We start from the raw sequence: 17,659 nt of genomic DNA on the forward strand, positions 1-17,659 counted from the left end.
TTCTCCTTTTCTTCTACTCCTTCTTTCTTCCCGTAAAGGATGATTTCCATGATTACTCGCGCTGAGCTTGCCCAGATGATTGACCACACGCTGCTGAAGCCAGAATCCACCGCCGACGATGTCGCCGCGCTGGTCACTGAGGCCGCTGACCTGGGCACCTACTCCATCTGCATTTCCCCATCCCAGCTACCAGTTGAGGTCCCCGAAGGCCTGCACATCGCCACCGTCGTCGGTTTCCCATCCGGCGCCGTCAAGGCCAACATCAAGGCCGCCGAGGCCGCCCAGGCCGTTGCCGATGGTGCCGAGGAAGTCGACATGGTCATCAACATTGCGTTGGCTAAGCAGGGGCTTTTCGACGAATTGAAGGAGGAGATCGCAGCCGTGCGTGCCGCGGTCCCAGCTCCAGGCATCTTGAAGGTCATCATCGAGTCGGCTGCATTGACCGACGAAGAGATTGTCGCTGCCTGTGAAGCATCCGAAGCCGCTGGCGCGGACTTTGTGAAGACCTCCACTGGCTTCCACCCAGCTGGTGGTGCCTCCACGCACGCCGTGGCTTTGATGCGCAAGACGGTCGGCGACCGCCTTGGCGTGAAGGCCTCCGGTGGTATCCGTACCGCCGCTGATGCGCAGGCGATGGTTGATGCGGGTGCGTCCCGCCTGGGTCTGTCCGCTTCGCGGAGCATTCTCGAGGAGATGAAGTAAATGTTTACCGGCGACGGTGTACAGAAACTTCTGGCCACAGCCCGCGAATGGGCGGCCCACGACCCGGATGAAACCGCGCAGGCACAGGTCCTGAATTGGGCAAACCTGGTGGAAACTGATGGCCCAGATGCCGCTGAAGCGTTGGCGGAGCTGAGCAAGTCTTTCCACGGCCCGCTGTCCTTTGGTACTGCTGGTCTGCGGGCGGAGGTTGGGCCGGGTGAGTCCCGCCTGAGCCGCGCTGTCATTATCCGCACCACTTATGGTCTGACTAGCTGGGTGCAGCAGCGCATTGGGGCCGGAGAGCAGCCAGTTATTGTGATCGGTTGCGATGCCCGCCACGGTTCGGCCCAGTTCCAACAGGATGCTGCTGAGGTCGTGTCTGCGCTGGGTGGCCGAGCATTGGTATTGCCAGCGAAAAATCCAACTCCGCTGACGGCGTTTACCGTCAAAAAGCTCGGTGCGGATGCTGGCATTATGGTGACTGCCTCGCATAATCCACCAGCAGATAATGGCTACAAGGTGTACCTAGGCGGGCGGGTTGCTTCCGGTCCTGCCGAGGGCGTGCAGTTGGTGTCGCCTGCCGATAGCGAGATTTCGGCGGCGATTGCGGCGGCGCCAGCGGCAAGTTCGGTGCCCCGCAACCGGGACCTGATTGAGCCGATTGATCCGCGCAGCGACTATGTGGATCGCGCGCTGAGCTTGGTCGGCAAACACACCGATGTCGTGATTGCGCTGACCGCCATGCACGGTGTTGGTGCCGCGCTGGGTAAGGAAATTCTGGAGCGCGCTGGTTTCACTGTGTCGCTGGTGGCGGAGCAGTGCGACCCAGACCCTGACTTCCCAACGGTGGCATTCCCGAACCCAGAGGAGCTGGGCGCGCTGGATTTGGCGAAGGCTCATGCCACGAGCATCGGTGCGGATGTCATTATTGCCTACGACCCGGATGCGGACCGTTGTGCATTGGCGACCCCGGATGCCGATGCCGAGGGTGGTTGGCGTCAGCTCACCGGTGATGAGACTGGCGCGCTGCTCGGCGAGTACATTGCGTCACATGGTTTGACCAGCGCTGATAGTGCGTTTGCGAATTCGGTGGTGTCTAGCCGGTTGCTGTCCTGCATTGCGGAGCACCACGGTTTGGCCCATGCGACGACGCTGACTGGCTTCAAGTGGATTGCCCGCACCCCGCACCTGGCGTTCGGCTACGAGGAAGCCATTGGCTACTGCTGTGACCCAGCTGCGGTGGCGGATAAGGATGGCATTTCCGCGTCCGTTGTGGCTGCCAGCCTGGTGGGTGAGTTGAAGGCCGCCGGAAAGACGCTTGATGACGCATTGGATGACCTGGCACGGACCCACGGTCTGTATTTGACGGCACCGCTGACGTTCCGAGTGGAGGACCTGTCGCTGATTGCCAAGGGTATGGAGAAGCTGCGGACGCAGCCACCAGCTGAGCTGGCTGGCGCGCCGGTGGCGACCGTGATTGATATGGCTCTGGATGGGTTGGGCATTGGTGCCACGGACGGCATGTACTTCTTGACGGACCGCAATGACCGCGTGATCGTGCGGCCATCGGGTACCGAACCGAAGCTGAAGTGCTACCTGGAAGTGGTTGCCCCGGTGGAGGTCGGCGCGGAGGTTCCGCGGGCGGCTGCCCGGGAGCGGCTGGCGAAGATTGCCGCTGATTTGAAAGCTCACCTAGGAATGTGAGGTGCTCTGGCATTACCTAGGTGTTTGAGTGGCCTCCTGCTTGGATTCGTCCGAGTGGGAGGCCACTTTTGCGGGTTGAGAAACTGAATATGGTAACTGTCGGCCTGCCGTCAGGGGCAACTTCCTACAAGCTTCCCACTTAACTTCCCAAAGTGTTATGTCGAGTGGGAAGTTAAGTGGGAAGTTGGCATTGACCGAGCTGAATCGCAGCGACCTGGGCTTTTGTGGATTTGGTATGTATACGCCGTAACTACGTCGCCGTAACGTGTCGAAGAAACGCGAAAATTTCGACACGTTTTTCTGACATGTAAACGCCGTAACCATGCCGGCGGACAGGAAGAAGCGCTTACTTCCCACAAGCTTCCCACTTGGCTTCCCAAAGTGTTATGTTGAGTGGGAAGCTGAGTGGGAAGCAGAGGTTGATGGAACCAGAGCAACTAAAGTCAATTGTTGACACGCTGCGGCTTGTTGGCACCGATAAGCAACAGATAGAGGTGAAGAACGGCATTGGAAAGTCGGTGCTTGAGACTTTGAGTGCCTTCTCAAATGCAAATGGTGGCCTTCTGATTGTCGGCCTGGATGAATCCTCAGGGTTCCTGCCAGATCCTGACTTTGACGCTCGAAAGATGCAAGACGCTTTGCAGAGTCAATGCGCCAAATTAACTCCTGTTGTCAGACCCCTGATTGACATTGTGCCATTTGAGGGGAGTGTGCTCTTGGTAGCGGAAGTGCCGGAGCTGGTTTCCACTGAAAAGCCTTGTTTTATTACTGACAGGGGGCAATATAGCGGTAGCTATGTTCGTGCAGGTGACGGGGATATGCGACTCTCACGATATGAGGTAGATCGACTCCTCGAAGAACAGGTGCAGCCGAAGTGGGACGAAGAAAAGGTTGAAGAAGCCGGGCTTGCTGACCTAAACCCCGGTGTGCTTGATGGGTACCTTGAGCTGCAGAAAGCGCGACGCCCCAAGACCTTTCGGGAAGGGAATGATGATGCATTAAGGCGGCTTCGTATTATGAAGGATTCGCATCCGACGCTGGCATCGTTGCTTGTCATGGGGGAGTATCCACAGGAGTTCTTCCCTCGCTTGACAGTTTCTTTTGCCAACTTTCCGGGAACTGGCAAGGGCGACATTACTCAGGGCGTTCGATTGCTGGATAGTGCGACGCTGGCAGGCACTATTCCTGAGTTAGTGGATGCCGGTATTGAAGCCGTGAAACGAAACATGCGTACTGGTGCGCTGATTGGTGAGAAGTATCGGTCTGAGCTTCCAGACTATCCGCCGGTTGCGGTGCGTGAGGCTTTGGTGAATGCCTTGATGCACCGAGACTATTCTCCACATGCCCAAGGTAGTCAGGTGCAGATCAATATGTTTGTAGACCGCCTAGAAATCACAAGCCCAGGCGGGCTGTATGGGGGAGTCACTGTCCATAATCTGGGTAAACCCGGAGTTAGTTCCACACGAAACCAGCGTCTTTCTTCGTTCCTTGAGGACGTGAAGTTCGACAGCGGTGGAAATGAGACAGGTGTTGTGGCTGAAAATCGTGGTACCGGGATCGCCACAATTAATCAGTCTTTGGCAGATGCGCTGATGCCTCCTCCCGATTATCGCAATCGATTGGATAGCTTTACGATCGTTTTCCATCGGCGGCGAGTAGCGTCTGAAGAGCGATATGGCAGCGCCTTCGATCAAGTCCTCGCTGTGCTCAGGCGACAAACCTCCGCCTCTACGTCAGAGCTAGTTAAAGAAACAAGGCTTAGTCGTTCGGCTGTTCAAAAGGCTGTCAATGAGTTGATAGCGGATGGCTTGGTCGAGCGTACGGAACCAGTGAGAAGTCCGAAGCAGCGGTATCGGATCCGTCCGGAGCAAGCTGAGTAATGGTGTGTCCACAAGCTTCCTACTTAACTTCCCAAAGTGTTATGTTGGGTGGGAAGTTCAGTGGGAAGTTGGGGTTAAATGCACCCATTCGCATTGAACTGGGCTTTTGCGGTTTTGACATGTACACGCCGTAACCACGTCGCCGAAACGTGTCGAAGAAACGCGAAAATTTCGACACGTTTGTCTTACGTGTACACGCCGCAACCATGTCGCCGGTAGGCAAGTGCGCATCCTCGCACATCTGTTCGTCATGCTGCCGCGAAGGCTGTCTGCACTCGTCGGTACTGTTGATTGTGTGATTACGGGAGCTTTGAAGAACCAGGTTGATGCCATTTGGGATGTCTTTTGGTCGGGTGGCATTACTAACCCGATGAATGTGATTGAGCAGATGACGTATCTGCTCTTCATTCGTCAGCTGGATATCCGCCAGGACACTATCGACCAGAAGCGTGCGTTTGGCGTCGCAGTCCCAGAATCGGAGGACCTATTTTCCGCTGAACAGCAGCACCTGCGCTGGAAGAACCTGTTGGCGCAGACCGATCCTCAGGCACTGCACCAGACTGTTAGCTCTGAGGTGTTTCCGTACCTGCAGACTCTTGGCGGCATCGGCATGTCTGAGTACATGCGTTCGGCGAACTTCGGTATTTCAAACCCGTCGACACTGCGTAATGCGATGGCGAAGCTGAATGAGTTGGATATCCGTAAGAAGGATATTCTCGGTGACTTGTACGAGTACATGTTGTCCAAGCTCAGCACGTCGGGGACGAATGGTCAGTTCCGCACGGTGCAGCATGTGATTGACACAATGGTGGAAATCATGCGCCCGCAACCTGGTGAGAAGATTATTGACCCAGCTTGCGGTACTGCGGGATTCTTGGTGAATGCTGCGGAGTATATGCAGTACAACCACGGTGATGCGCTGATGGAAAGGTCTGCTAAGAAGACTTTCGAAACGGATACCTTCTGGGGCTATGACTTCGACAGCACCATGGTCCGCATTTCCGCCATGAACATGTTCATGCATGGCTTTGAGGAACCAAATATTGCTTACCGCGACTCATTGGCGAAGTTTGAGGGTGACGCCGAACAATTGCTGGGTTCTTTCGACCTGATTCTTGCGAACCCGCCGTTTGCGGGTAAGACCGATAAAGACAATATCGACTCTGACCTGAAGGAACTCGGTGTAACCACCAAAACGGAACTTCTGTTCCTGCTTCGCTTCTTGTCTTTGCTGAAGGTTGGTGGGCGAGCGGCTGTCATAGTCCCAGAAGGCGTCCTCTTCGGCAGCACTCGAGTGCATAAGGCAATTCGTAAGGAACTTATCGAGAACCAGAGTCTCGATGCCGTGATCAAATTGCCATCTGGCACTTTCAAGCCATACACTGGTGTATCCACCGCCATTTTGTGCTTCACCCGGACCGATGCTGGTGGCAATGGTACGGATAGTGTATGGTTCTATGAGGTGCTTTCTGACGGATTGAGCCTCGACGACAAGCGAAATGCGCTACTTGAACCGCAGTTCTTGGGGCCGACGCCGACTGTGAGGATGCCGAAGGAAGACGACCCGAATGATCGACCAGAACGAGCGGAACTGACGGACGAGCAGCACCAGAAGAACAATCTTCCTGACTTGGTTGCCCGGTTTGCGGAGCGAGCTGGTTCTGAGCCCGATCGTGCCCGCACTGAGCAAAGCTTCTGTGTTCCTGCATCTGAAATCGCAGACAATGATTATGACCTCTCGATGAACCGGTACAAAGAGATTGTCTTCGAAGAAGTCGAAACACGAGATCCTCTGGAGATCATCGCGGAGATCGAATCACTTGACGCTGAGATCGCCAAGGGAATGATCGATCTGAAAAGCCTCTTGGGCGGACAGAACTGGGAGACAGACAAATGAACTGGCCCACGGTGAAACTTGGAGAGGTATGTGAAGTCGTAGGGGGCGGGACCCCTAAGACAGGAATACCTGAATACTGGGATGGTGATATACCTTGGCTTACTCCACGAGATCTTTCTTCTCACCGGGAGCTCTTTATTTCAAAAGGAAGCCGATCAATTTCTCAAGCTGGTCTTGAAAAAAGCTCAGCCCAGTTGCTTCCTGCTGGAACTGTGCTTTGGAGCAGCCGAGCTCCGATTGGCCATGTTGCTATCGCATCGAATGAGATCGCTACCAACCAAGGCTTCAAAAGCTTCGTTCCTGGTCCAAAAGTGGACTCGCAGTATCTTGCGCAAGTTCTGCGCTTTATGAAAGAACCTCTACAAGAACTTGGAACTGGTGCAACGTTCAAAGAAGTCTCGGCAAAGAGAGCGCGAGAAATATCAATTCCTCTCCCTCCTCTCGAGGAGCAAAAGCGGATTGCTGCAATACTGAGGGTGATGGAAACTCAGATTTTGAGAGTTGAAAAAGAAACTGAACTGTTGCATCAAGTCCGATTCGCAGCATTTGCGAGATTAAGCCATCAGACGAGGGTGAGTTTGAACGATGTAGTGGAAATTCGTTCGGGCCAAGTTGACCCAAAGCACCCAAAATACCGTAATTCACCACATGTAGCTCCCAATGCGTTGATGTCTGGCGAAACCGCCATTGGGCCGTTGAACTCCTGCGCTGAAGATAGGGTGACGAGCGGAAAGTATCGCTTTGAAAAAGGTGACGTTCTTTACTCAAAAATTCGTCCTTACTTGAATAAGGTCGTTGTGGCAGAACTAGACGGTGTTTGCTCAGCCGACATGTACGCACTAGTTCCGAAGGCACCTCTGACTCCATATTTTCTACGTGAACTTTTGGCGACACCTAGTTTCCTCGCTTACGCGGACCGGAACTCTGGACGGTCTTCAATACCGAAAATCAATCGCGACTCGCTTATGCGGTATGAACTCAATATTCCACTGGAAAATGAGATTGAAAAGTTCTCCAAAGTAGCAGTTCGGATTCAGCAACAAATCGGGATACTGAATCGGAAGAGAAGTGCGCTAGAACTGCTGCGAGTTTCACTCGCTTCTAGGCTATTTTCCAAGAATATGGGCTAACGGCTCTTGGTTTTCCCAGTGTTAACTTACAGCCATGTTGTTCGACTAGCTGACGTGATACTGTCGAACTGAATGACGAAAGCCCCGACCTGGGGTGTGCAGCGTCGGGGCGGGGTCTGTTACTTGCAGGTTTCAGACGACTTCACTCTAGGTGCTGCAACTGATGCATTCCCACTTGGGGAGTACTCCTCCCCTATAAGGAGGTGCCAAAATGGCACGAATAGTACCGCGCAGCGCCAGAAGTGGAAGGTTCGTTTCAGTGGCAACAGTTCGGCAGCAGCCACGCACAACAGTAACTCAGGTGCTGCCAAATAAATCAAACGGTAAATCATTCCGATCCGCTATTTCGGGGAAATACGTCTCAGAAGCTACCGCGAAGCGACACCCCTCAACCACGATTGCAGAGGGTGGCGCATGATTAAGTTCGAGTTCGACGAAAAAGGTATGAAAAATGTGGTTCGGGAGCGTTTTCGTGAGGTAAACGCTGAGCTCCAGAAGCTAGCTCGTCGAGAAAAGGGAAAGTCTGTGGGCACGGTTAAAACCCGACTACGGCAGCTGCTTCGAAAATACGACATCGAGCTAAAGGAACCCGTTCTGCAACAGTATGCAAAAGCTATATGCGAAGGAGAGCCAGTGCAGTTTGACGTGAAGTAGTCGAGCTCGAGTCTCACTTCTAGGTAGAAGCAGTCCATAGATACAAAGCAGTCCGGAGTAGCTCTCTTGGGCGGCTTTGCATCGCCTCAGCCTCGATACGAGTCCCTTTCAGTCTCCAATGAATTGCGCCTTAGAGATGAAGTGCATCCTTGCTGCAACTGTTGTGCTATACGAAAATGTTGGCCTTGAACAGGGTGTTTCCTACATTTTCTGTGCGTTGTCACGTTAAGCTGGTAGAAGATTTGAGGCGTTTGTGGACGTCGTTAAGCCCCTGTCCGCAAGAACCGAAGGACCGTAATGACTCAACCAACCGGAACCCAAAGCAACTTCGGCTTTGTCGGATTAGCATTCCCTGCACTGGCAAACGACTGCCGCCAAGTGGAAGACTCCGCAGTGTCGAACCCGCGGGCAGCGATGATGCAAGCACGGTTCATTACGGAACAAGTAGTCAAACACATCTGCGCGTTCTACCGCATCGACATGGTCGGTACTTTTGCGGACTGGCTGCGGGCCCCAGCGCTGCGCCGGAACGTGCCGGAAGTCATCCAGAACAAAATCCATACTGTCCGGAAACTAGGCAATGACGCCGCGCACTCCGGGGCGTTCATCTCTGCCGACACCGCCGCGCACACTGTCGCACACCTCTACGACATTCTGGTGTGGGCTGCCGGAAACGTCTCTGGGCGGGGGCAAGCAGCCGTACCTGCTGGACGGTTCAACCCGAAACTGCTGGCAGCGAAACCACGACAAGCCCCAGCAGACGAAGCCGCGCTACGACGACTACACGCCAACCTGAAAACGCGGGATGCGCAGCAGAAGCAGACTGAATTGCTGCTATCTGAAGAACAAGAAAAGCGGCGTGCCGCCGAAGAAGCGCACCTGAAAGAACAGGCGCGCTTTGTGGAAGCCGCAGCCAAAGCCAAAGAAGGCCAAGAGCGCATCAATGAGCTTGAAGCTGGGCGGGCGGAACTTGAACGGCAACTCGCGGAGCTGAAAGAAAAGCATCGGTCGGAACTCGCAGCGGCACAGACGGCGGCCGGGCAAGTGGACACCACCGACCGGTTGGCCATCAGCGAAGCCGAAACCAGACGCGACATCATCGACCCAATGTTGGCAACCGCGGGGTTCTCCAAGAAACTGGGAAACCTGCGGGAAGAAGTCACACTGCCAAGCGGCCGCGCGGACTACGTCCTCTACGGCTCGGACGGAAAAGCCATCGCCGTTGTAGAAGCGAAGAAACCCGGAGTGACGATTGCCGCAGGGCAAGAACAAGCCCGTGAATACGCCGACGACCTAGAAAAACAATACGGGCAGCGGCCACTGATCTACTACACCACCGGGCATATTGTGCACCTATGGGATGACGCCGCGAACGTACCGGGCCTTGGCGGCTACCCGCCGAGAGAAGTGGAAGGCTACGCCACCGCGGACGAACTGCACCAAATGATGTGGAAACGCGCCAACCGCAAACCACTGAAAACCCTGACCGTCGACCCAACAATTGCTGGGCGGCCCTACCAGCAAGAAATGATCCGCTCGGTAACCGAACACCTTGAAGCCGGGCACCGACGGGCGCTGCTAGTGATGGCTACCGGCACCGGCAAAACACGCACCGCCATTGCGCTGACAAAACTGCTGCAGCAAGGCGGGTGGGTAAAGAACGTTCTCTTCCTCGCTGACCGGAAAGCACTGGTGAACCAGGCCGCCCGGAACTACCAGAACATTTACGGCGAAGCTGGGGTAGTGAACCTGCTGGAAAACCCTGGCGGTACCGGCACTGTCTACGCCTGCACCTACCAGTCAATGATGGACAAACTGGGCACTGAATTCAGCCCATATGCCTTTGACCTGGTGATTGTCGATGAAGCACACCGCAGCATCTATCGACGCTACGCCCGGATTTTTGAATACTTCGATGCCATGCTGCTGGGGCTGACCGCCACACCGCGCAACGAAATCGACCACAATACTTACGCCATGTTCAACCTGGAAGATGGCAAACCAGTGGGCAACTATGGGCTGAAGCAAGCCGTTGACGAAGGCTTCCTAGTTCCGTTTCGAGCATTCACCAGCGACACCACGGTGCTGCGACGCGGCGTGGCCTACAACGACCTCAGTGCCGAAGAGAAACTGAAGTGGGACACCCAAGACTGGGGCACAGACGACGACGGCAACCCCCTTGAGCCGCCTGCGGAAGCCTCCGCCGCAGAGATTAACGCAAATTTATTCAACGTCAGCACCATCGACGAAGTGCTGCGACAAGTGCTCGAACACGGTATCAAGGTCCAGGGCGCCGACCGGCTGGGCAAGACCATCATTTTTGCGCGAAACACCATACATGCGGAGCTGATTACTGAGCGGATGCAGGTGATTAACCCAGTGCTGAACACCCGGATGATCACCCACGAGAGTAGCCGCGCAGATGTACTGATTCGCCAATTCGAAAGTATGAAAACTGACAGCATTGATGTGGCTGTTAGCGTCGATATGCTTGACACCGGTATTGACGTGCCAGCCGTGGTGAACTTGGTGTTCTTCAAGCCGGTGTATTCGCAGACCAAGTTTTGGCAGATGATTGGGCGCGGTACCCGGCTGTGCCCGAACCTACTGGGGCCGGGCGGCGACAAAACTGAGTTTTATGTTTTCGACTATTGCGGCAACCTGGAGTTTTTCGGCAGTGAAGAACCAGTGGCGGCCACACAGGGATCGGGACAGAAATCAATATCTGAACGACTATTCGTCCAGCGGCTGAAGCTGGTGGAAGAACTCGACGGTGGCGAAGTACGTTCGGCAATTATTGACCTGCTGCAAAGCCAACTGCAGCATGTGCCGGAGAACAGTCCGCTGGTTCGGCCACATCAGCGACCACTGTTGGAGATCTACCGCGCGCCGAAAGCATGGGAGAACATCACCGCGGCGCAAATTGCTGAAGTGGAGCAGCACTTGGCGCGGCTCCCGTTTGCTAGCGCCGGTGACGACGAATACGCCAAGCGTTTTGACCTGCTGATTCTGAATCTCCAGTTATCCGCGCAGCAAGGTAAAGAACTGACCGGGGCGAACCACCAGCGGGTACAAAAACTGGCTAAAAACTTATTGACGAAAACCAACGTCCCGGAAATTAACCTGCAGGCCTCACTGTTGGAAGACTTGTTGTCTGAGCAGTGGTGGGCGGAAGCAACCGTTGATGACCTAGAACTGGTGCGCCGTAACATTCGCGGTTTGGTGCAGAAGGTGGATCGGGCTCAACGCAACGCGGTGACCATCGACATTGCCGATGAAATTGGTGAGTTGACAGTGGTTGACTTCGGAAAAAGTAGTGCGCAGGGGACTGTTTTGGTCAGCAGCATTGAAGAACAAGCCCGGGACGTGCTGCGCCGCAATGGTGAATCGCTGGTCCTGCGGAAGATTCGCAGTGGAAAGCAGCTCACCGACACTGATGTTGAGGCTTTAGAACAGCTTGTAGCCACTTCCGGTGGGATTGATGTTGCCGAGTTGCGAGAGGAACTTGGCATGCCGCTGTCGCTCTTTGCTCGGTCTGTGGTCGGCCTCGATGAAGCCGTCGCACGCGACGCCTTCGCCGACTTCCTTGCCGATTCGACACTGACTGCGCTGCAACTCAATTTTATTCAAAAACTAATTGGTGGCCTGGTGCATAACGGCTACCTGCACATGAAGGATATTTTCGAGGCTCCGTATTCGGACAATGGGACACCGATTGATGTCTTTGATGGGGACGTTGCCCGGATTACGGATATTGGGGATCGGCTCCGGCGCATTCACGACAGTGCGATCCGCGAGTCGAAAGACGCCAATTAACCAGTGAGCACACTAGAGAAGGCTGGCTTGGTCGGGTAGGTCAGTTGTGTCGCTGTGCGTCTTTGTGGCTGGATTTGGTGGGGGAGTAGTCGAGTTTTTACCGGTCTGGGTTGGACAATCTGACCAATTTTGGTGAAAACGGTCAGTTTGCCGCGATTAACTCAATAAGCTCAGCCGCAAACCGCCCGACCTAGGAGGACGCATGACTACACGCCTGGTGGCCAAAGAGCAGCGCCGCCAAGAACTCATCGCCGCAGCATCCGAAATCATCGCCGAACGCGGCTATCATTCCACTCGACTCGAAGACGTTGGCGCCGCCGCCGGAATCTCCGGCCCCGCCGTCTACCGGCACTTTTCCGGAAAAGAAGACCTTCTCGGGGCGATCCTCATTGAGATTTCCGAACGCCTGCTGGCAGGAGGGCGGCGCATCGCGCTCATCGCGAAACAGACTGGGGCGGACCCCACCGAAACAATGCGTGAACTGGTGCGTTTCCATGTCGAGTTCGCGGTGACCGAACCGGACCGAATCTTGGTGCAAAGCCGAGAACTCGGCAATCTGTGTGCCACGGATAACCAAAAGGTGCGGGCGCTGCAGCGTGAGTACATCGAAATCTGGTCAGCATTCTATGCCGATGCTATGCCTCACCTGGGCAAAGAGGCAGTTCGGCTGCGGATTCAACTCGTTGCCGGTCTGATTAACTCTGCCTATCACCTGCGGCGATGGGCAGAGAAAGATGTGATGCGCACCGAGGCTTCGGCAATGGCATTGCGGGCGTTAGACCTTGTGAAGGGCTAACCACCGTTTTGTTAACGTTGCAAAACTTTATAGGTCAGGCTGGGTTAAACAGTGTTCAGTTATAACTAGTTCACCTTTACAAACTTTTCATGTGATTAAGTTCGCGAAAAGCGTGCAAAGTGGCGCAGCTCACTCTATGGTTTCAAGCAAGTTAGTTGGAATTAACTAGAACCAATCCGCACGACCACGGAGGAAACCATGTCAGCACCGGTAGCAACCGGAGACGGTGTCGCCACTTCTAACCGCGAGGCGCACCTAGCCCTCGTCGAAGACCTACGCGAACGCCTCGCCACCGCAGCACTGGGCGGCAGCGAAAAGGCCCGCGCCCGCCACCTCTCCCGCGGCAAACTGCTGCCGCGCCAGCGCATCGAAGAACTGCTCGACCCAGGTTCCCCATTCCTCGAAGTCGGCGCTCTCGCCGCCAACGACCAATACGATGGCCGCGTCCCAGCCGCAGGTGTCGTCGCCGGTATCGGCCTGGTTAAGGGTCGCCGCGTCATGGTCGTTGCCAATGACGCGACCGTCTCTGGTGGCACGTACTACCCAATGACCGTCAAGAAGCACCTTCGCGCCCAGGAAATCGCCGCAACCAACCACCTGCCATGCGTCTACCTCGTGGACTCCGGCGGCGCGATGCTGCTGAACCAGGACGAAGTCTTCCCAGACCGCGACCACTTCGGCCGCATCTTCTTCAACCAGGCCAACCTGTCCGCGAAGAACATCCCGCAAATTTCCGCCGTCATGGGTTCCTGCACCGCAGGTGGCGCCTACGTCCCAGCGATGTCCGACGAAACCGTGATCGTCAAAGACCAGGGCACCATCTTCCTGGCCGGACCACCGCTGGTCAAGGCCGCAACCGGTGAAGACGTCACCCCAGAAGACCTCGGCGGCGGTGTACTGCACACCCGCACCTCCGGTGTCTCCGACCACCTCGCCCTGAACGACTACGACGCCCTGCACAAGGTCCGCGACATTGTCGACACTTTGCCGCAGTCGCCGAAGCCAACTTGGGATGTGCGCGACGCTGTTGAACCAAAGCGCCCACAAGAAGACCTGTACGACATTGTTCCGGTCGACCCGAAGGTGCCATACGACGTTCACGAAGTCATCGAAACCATCGTTGACGGCGGCGAATACCACGAGTTCAAAGCCGAATATGGCACCACACTCGTCACCGCCTTCGCCCACATCTTCGGCCACCCAGTCGGCATCATCGCCAACAACGGTGTCCTCTTCGGCGAATCCGCACAAAAGGGCGCGCACTTCATTGAGCTGTGCGACCAGCGCCGCATCCCACTGGTCTTCCTGCAGAACACCACCGGCTTCATGGTCGGCCGCGAATACGAGGCCGGCGGCATCGCTAAGCACGGCGCGAAGATGGTCAACGCTGTTGCTACCGCTCGAGTGCCAAAGTTCACCGTCGTCATCGGTGGTTCCTTCGGCGCTGGCGCGTACTCCATGTGCGGCCGCTCCTACTCGCCACACTTCCTGTGGATGTGGCCAAACTCCCGCGTCGCCGTCATGGGTGGCCCACAGGCGGCCATGACCCTATCGACCGTGCGCCGCAACCAAATTGAACGCTCCGGTGGTGAATGGTCCACCGAGGAAGAAGCTGAATTCCAGCAGCCAATCCTCGACCAGTTCGACCGCCAGTCCAGCTGCTACTACTCAACCTCCCGGCTCTGGGACGACGGGGTCATCGACCCAGCCGACACCCGCCGCGTACTCGGAATGGCCCTAGACGTATCCGCAGGCACCCCAATCGGCGACACCAGCTTCGGTGTCTTCCGCATGTAACCGGCCACCACATAAGAAAGGAGCGAAACAATGAACCACATCACCACCGTCCTGGTCGCCAACCGCGGCGAAATCGCCTGCCGAGTCATCCGAACCCTTCGCGAACAAGGCATCACCTCCGTCGCCGTCTACTCCGACGCCGACGCCGGCGCCCTGCACGTGCGCGAAGCCGACCTCGCCGTCCACATCGGCCCATCGCCAGCCCGCGAATCTTACCTGGTCATCGACAAAATCATCGACGCCGCCAAGCGCAGCGGGGCACAGGCCATCCACCCGGGCTACGGCTTCCTGTCCGAAAACGCTGCCTTCGCCAAAGCCTGCGAAGACAACGACATCATTTTCATGGGCCCGCCGGCCTCCGCGATTGAGACCATGGGCGACAAGATTTCCGCCCGAGCTGCCGTCGAATCCCGCGACGTGCCAACGGTCCCTGGCATCTCCCGCGTCGGCCTGACCGACGAAGACATCATTAACGCCGCCCCAGACATCGGCTTCCCAGTGCTGATTAAGCCATCCGCCGGTGGTGGCGGTAAGGGCATGCACCGCGTCGAAAAGCTGGAAGACCTCGCCGCCGCACTAGTCACTGCCCGCCGCGAAGCCGCCTCCGCATTCGGCGACGACTCCCTGTTCCTCGAGCACTTCGTCGACACCCCACGCCACATTGAAGTCCAGATTGTCGCCGACAGCCACGGCAACGTCATCCACCTCGGCGAGCGTGAGTGCTCCCTGCAGCGCCGCCACCAGAAGGTGATTGAAGAGGCCCCATCGGCGCTTCTTGACGAAAAGACGCGAGCGGAAATCGGAGAAGCCGCATGTGACGCTGCCCGTTCGGTAGGCTACGTTGGCGCCGGAACCGTCGAATTCATTGTCTCCGCGAAAAACCCAGAGCGTTTCTTCTTCATGGAGATGAACACCCGCCTGCAGGTCGAACACCCAGTAACCGAAATGGTCACCGGCATTGACCTAGTGGAACTGCAGCTGGCGGTTGCCCGCGGCGAAGAGCTGCCGGTTGCCCAAGAAGATGTCACCTTGACCGGCCACTCCATCGAAGCCCGTGTCTACGCCGAAGACCCAGAAAACGGCTTCCTGCCAACCGGCGGTACCGTCACCGCACTGGCGGAACCATCCGGCACCGGCATCCGCGTCGACTCCGGTATCGTCGCCGGCTCCGAAGTGACCTCGCTGTACGACCCAATGCTCATGAAGGTCATTGCCCACGGCGCGGACCGCGACGAAGCGATGGACCGACTCGACCGCGCCCTGGCAAACACCATTGTTGCTGGTGTCGGCGTCAACACTGACTTTTGCCGCTTCCTGCTAGCTGACGAAGAAGTCCGCGCCGGGTGCCTCGACACCGGACTGTTGGACCGAGTTGCCCCAGACTATGTCGCCTCCTCGGTGCCAGACCAAGCACTGGTTGCCGCAGCCATGGCATGGCTCGGCGAGCGCTGGCCAACCGAGACCTCCTCGCCATGGGCCTACCCAGATGGTTGGCGCCCAGGCCGTCACATCGCATCCCATATTCGACTGGATGACGGCAAAAATGACCAGCTCGTTGCCGTTGAAGGCACCCCGAGTAGCGCCACGGTAATCGTCGGCAAGCACGTTGCTGGCCTGGATAAAACCGACGGTGACGACGCTGACCAGCCGGAACCACGCGAATACGCCGCGTCCATCCGCCGCAACGGCGAACGGTGGCAACTGACCATCGACGGTCTGGCCAGCTACTGGACCATCGATGTGGCCGGGGAAGACATCGTCGTCGGCGGCAACGACGGCACCTGGGCGCTGAAGCAAAAAGCAACCGTCGCAGGTGGCGCCGGTGGGGAAGCGGACGCCGACGGCATCATCGCCGCACCAATGCCAGGCACCGTCATCGCCCTGTCCGTCGCCGACGGCGACACCGTCACCGCCGGCCAACCAGTCCTGGTGGTCGAAGCCATGAAGATGGAGCACACCCTCACCGCCGGAATCGACGGCGTCGTGTCCATCAAATGCGCAGCCGGGCAACAAGTCCCAGCCGGTGAAGCCATCGCCGTCATCACCCCAGCCGAAGACAACTAACCCCCACAACTCGGGTGGTCGGCCACGCGCCGACACCCACAACGCAAAGGACTCACACCATGTTTATCTCCACCAACGACCTGCCAGAAGAGTACGCATCGCTGCAGGAAGGCGTTCGCGAATTCGCCAACGATGTTGTCGACCCAGTGGCCTACGAGCATTACAAGAACCACACGTTCCCATACGACATCGTCAAGCAGATGGGTGAAATGGGCCTGTTCGGCTTGCCATTCCCAGAAGAATACGGCGGCCAGGACGGCGACTACTTCGCCCTCGGCCTGGCGCTGGAAGAACTGGCACGCGTCGACCAGTCCGTCGCCATGACCCTGGAAGCTGGCGTCGGTCTAGGTGCCATGCCGATTTACCAGTTCGGTAATGAAGAACAGAAGCAGAAGTGGCTGCCAGACCTGGCTGCTGGCCGCGCACTGGCAGGCTTCGGCCTGACCGAACCAGATGCGGGCTCCGACGCGGGTGCCACCCGCACCACCGCAGTAGAAGACGGCGACGAGTGGGTTATCAACGGTAACAAGCAGTTCATCACCAACTCCGGCACCGACATCACCAAACTGGTCACCGTCACCGCTGTCACCGGCACTCGCGACAACGGCAAGAAGGAAATCACCACCATTGTCGTGCCAAACGGCACCCCAGGCTTCGATGTGCAGCCGTCCTACGACAAAGTGGGCTGGAACTCCTCCGACACCCACCCACTGGCCTTCAACGACGTTCGCGTCCCACTGGAAAACCAGCTGGGTGAGCGCGGCCGCGGCTTCTCCAACTTCCTGTCCACCCTCTCCGAAGGCCGCGTCGCCATCGCCGCAGTGGCCACCGGTGCTGCACAGGGCTGTGTCGACGAATCGGTGCGCTACGCCAAAGAACGTAACTCCATGGGCCGCGCTATCTCCGAATACCAGGCGATCTCCTTCAAGATTGCCCGGATGGAAGCGCGCGCACACGCCGCTCGCACCGCCTGGTACGACGCGGCGGCAAAGATGCTGGCCGGCAAGCCATTTGCCCGCGAAGCATCCATCGCCAAGATGCTGTCCTCCGAAGCAGCAATGGACAACGCCCGGGACGCCACCCAGATTCACGGCGGCTACGGCTTCATGAACGAATACCGCGTTGGCCGTCACTACCGCGACTCCAAGATTCTGGAAGTCGGCGAAGGCACCACCGAAGTTCAGCTGATGCTGATTGCCCGCGGACTGGGGATGTAACC

At 57.0% G+C, this 17,659-nt stretch carries 11 protein-coding genes; all 11 read left to right on the forward strand.

The annotated features are described in order from the left end of the window. Nucleotides 1–48 precede the first annotated feature (48 nt). The 11 genes from deoC (at nucleotide 49) to A3EC_RS0105930 (ending at nucleotide 17,657) form a co-directional block, all read left to right on the forward strand. Nucleotides 49–702, forward strand: a complete 654-nt coding sequence (deoC, locus tag A3EC_RS0105875; protein ID WP_018024251.1) for a deoxyribose-phosphate aldolase — start codon at nucleotides 49–51, stop codon at nucleotides 700–702. Further along, nucleotides 703–2,406, forward strand: a complete 1,704-nt coding sequence (locus tag A3EC_RS0105880; RefSeq protein ID WP_018024252.1) for a phospho-sugar mutase — start codon at nucleotides 703–705, stop codon at nucleotides 2,404–2,406. It begins immediately after the preceding gene. 422 nt (nucleotides 2,407–2,828) lie between these two features. Further along, nucleotides 2,829–4,286 (forward strand): ATP-binding protein, encoded by a 1,458-nt coding sequence (locus A3EC_RS0105885; protein ID WP_040428229.1) that lies wholly within the window; start codon nucleotides 2,829–2,831, stop codon nucleotides 4,284–4,286. A 295-nt stretch (nucleotides 4,287–4,581) separates the two neighbouring features. Then, on the forward strand, nucleotides 4,582–6,183 hold the full coding sequence (locus A3EC_RS0105890) for a type I restriction-modification system subunit M (protein WP_026162255.1): 1,602 nt from the start codon (nucleotides 4,582–4,584) through the stop codon (nucleotides 6,181–6,183). Next, complete coding sequence (locus A3EC_RS13045; protein ID WP_083879975.1) at nucleotides 6,180–7,313, forward strand: restriction endonuclease subunit S; 1,134 nt, start codon at nucleotides 6,180–6,182, stop codon at nucleotides 7,311–7,313. Before A3EC_RS0105890 ends, A3EC_RS13045 begins: the two co-directional genes overlap by 4 nt. A gap of 414 nt (nucleotides 7,314–7,727) precedes the next feature. After that, nucleotides 7,728–7,967: a hypothetical protein gene (locus A3EC_RS0105905; protein WP_018024257.1), complete on the forward strand. Its 240-nt coding sequence runs from the start codon at nucleotides 7,728–7,730 to the stop codon at nucleotides 7,965–7,967. A 297-nt stretch (nucleotides 7,968–8,264) separates the two neighbouring features. Then, entirely contained in the window at nucleotides 8,265–11,783 is a 3,519-nt protein-coding gene (locus A3EC_RS11540) for a DEAD/DEAH box helicase family protein (protein WP_018024258.1), read from the forward strand. 202 nt (nucleotides 11,784–11,985) lie between these two features. Beyond that, nucleotides 11,986–12,579: a TetR/AcrR family transcriptional regulator gene (locus A3EC_RS0105915; protein WP_018024259.1), complete on the forward strand. Its 594-nt coding sequence runs from the start codon at nucleotides 11,986–11,988 to the stop codon at nucleotides 12,577–12,579. A gap of 198 nt (nucleotides 12,580–12,777) precedes the next feature. Beyond that, on the forward strand, nucleotides 12,778–14,376 hold the full coding sequence (locus tag A3EC_RS0105920) for a carboxyl transferase domain-containing protein (RefSeq protein WP_018024260.1): 1,599 nt from the start codon (nucleotides 12,778–12,780) through the stop codon (nucleotides 14,374–14,376). A gap of 30 nt (nucleotides 14,377–14,406) precedes the next feature. After that, nucleotides 14,407–16,440: an acetyl/propionyl/methylcrotonyl-CoA carboxylase subunit alpha gene (locus tag A3EC_RS0105925; RefSeq protein WP_018024261.1), complete on the forward strand. Its 2,034-nt coding sequence runs from the start codon at nucleotides 14,407–14,409 to the stop codon at nucleotides 16,438–16,440. A 59-nt stretch (nucleotides 16,441–16,499) separates the two neighbouring features. After that, complete coding sequence (locus tag A3EC_RS0105930; protein WP_018024262.1) at nucleotides 16,500–17,657, forward strand: acyl-CoA dehydrogenase family protein; 1,158 nt, start codon at nucleotides 16,500–16,502, stop codon at nucleotides 17,655–17,657. The last annotated feature ends 2 nt before the right edge of the window (nucleotides 17,658–17,659 follow it).

The sequence above is a fragment of the Corynebacterium ulceribovis DSM 45146 genome, assembly GCF_000372445.1.
Classification (GTDB): domain Bacteria; phylum Actinomycetota; class Actinomycetes; order Mycobacteriales; family Mycobacteriaceae; genus Corynebacterium; species Corynebacterium ulceribovis.

Excerpts from the sequence above, each read along its gene's own strand:
- deoC (WP_018024251.1), top strand. The coding sequence starts at position 49 with ATGATTACTCGCGCTGAGCTTGCCCAGATGATTGACCACACGCTGCTG.
- A3EC_RS0105880 (WP_018024252.1), top strand. The coding sequence starts at position 703 with ATGTTTACCGGCGACGGTGTACAGAAACTTCTGGCCACAGCCCGCGAA.
- A3EC_RS0105885 (WP_040428229.1), top strand. The coding sequence starts at position 2,829 with ATGGAACCAGAGCAACTAAAGTCAATTGTTGACACGCTGCGGCTTGTT.
- A3EC_RS13045 (WP_083879975.1), top strand. The coding sequence starts at position 6,180 with ATGAACTGGCCCACGGTGAAACTTGGAGAGGTATGTGAAGTCGTAGGG.
- A3EC_RS0105905 (WP_018024257.1), top strand. The coding sequence starts at position 7,728 with ATGATTAAGTTCGAGTTCGACGAAAAAGGTATGAAAAATGTGGTTCGG.
- A3EC_RS11540 (WP_018024258.1), top strand. The coding sequence starts at position 8,265 with ATGACTCAACCAACCGGAACCCAAAGCAACTTCGGCTTTGTCGGATTA.
- A3EC_RS0105915 (WP_018024259.1), top strand. The coding sequence starts at position 11,986 with ATGACTACACGCCTGGTGGCCAAAGAGCAGCGCCGCCAAGAACTCATC.
- A3EC_RS0105920 (WP_018024260.1), top strand. The coding sequence starts at position 12,778 with ATGTCAGCACCGGTAGCAACCGGAGACGGTGTCGCCACTTCTAACCGC.
- A3EC_RS0105925 (WP_018024261.1), top strand. The coding sequence starts at position 14,407 with ATGAACCACATCACCACCGTCCTGGTCGCCAACCGCGGCGAAATCGCC.
- A3EC_RS0105930 (WP_018024262.1), top strand. The coding sequence starts at position 16,500 with ATGTTTATCTCCACCAACGACCTGCCAGAAGAGTACGCATCGCTGCAG.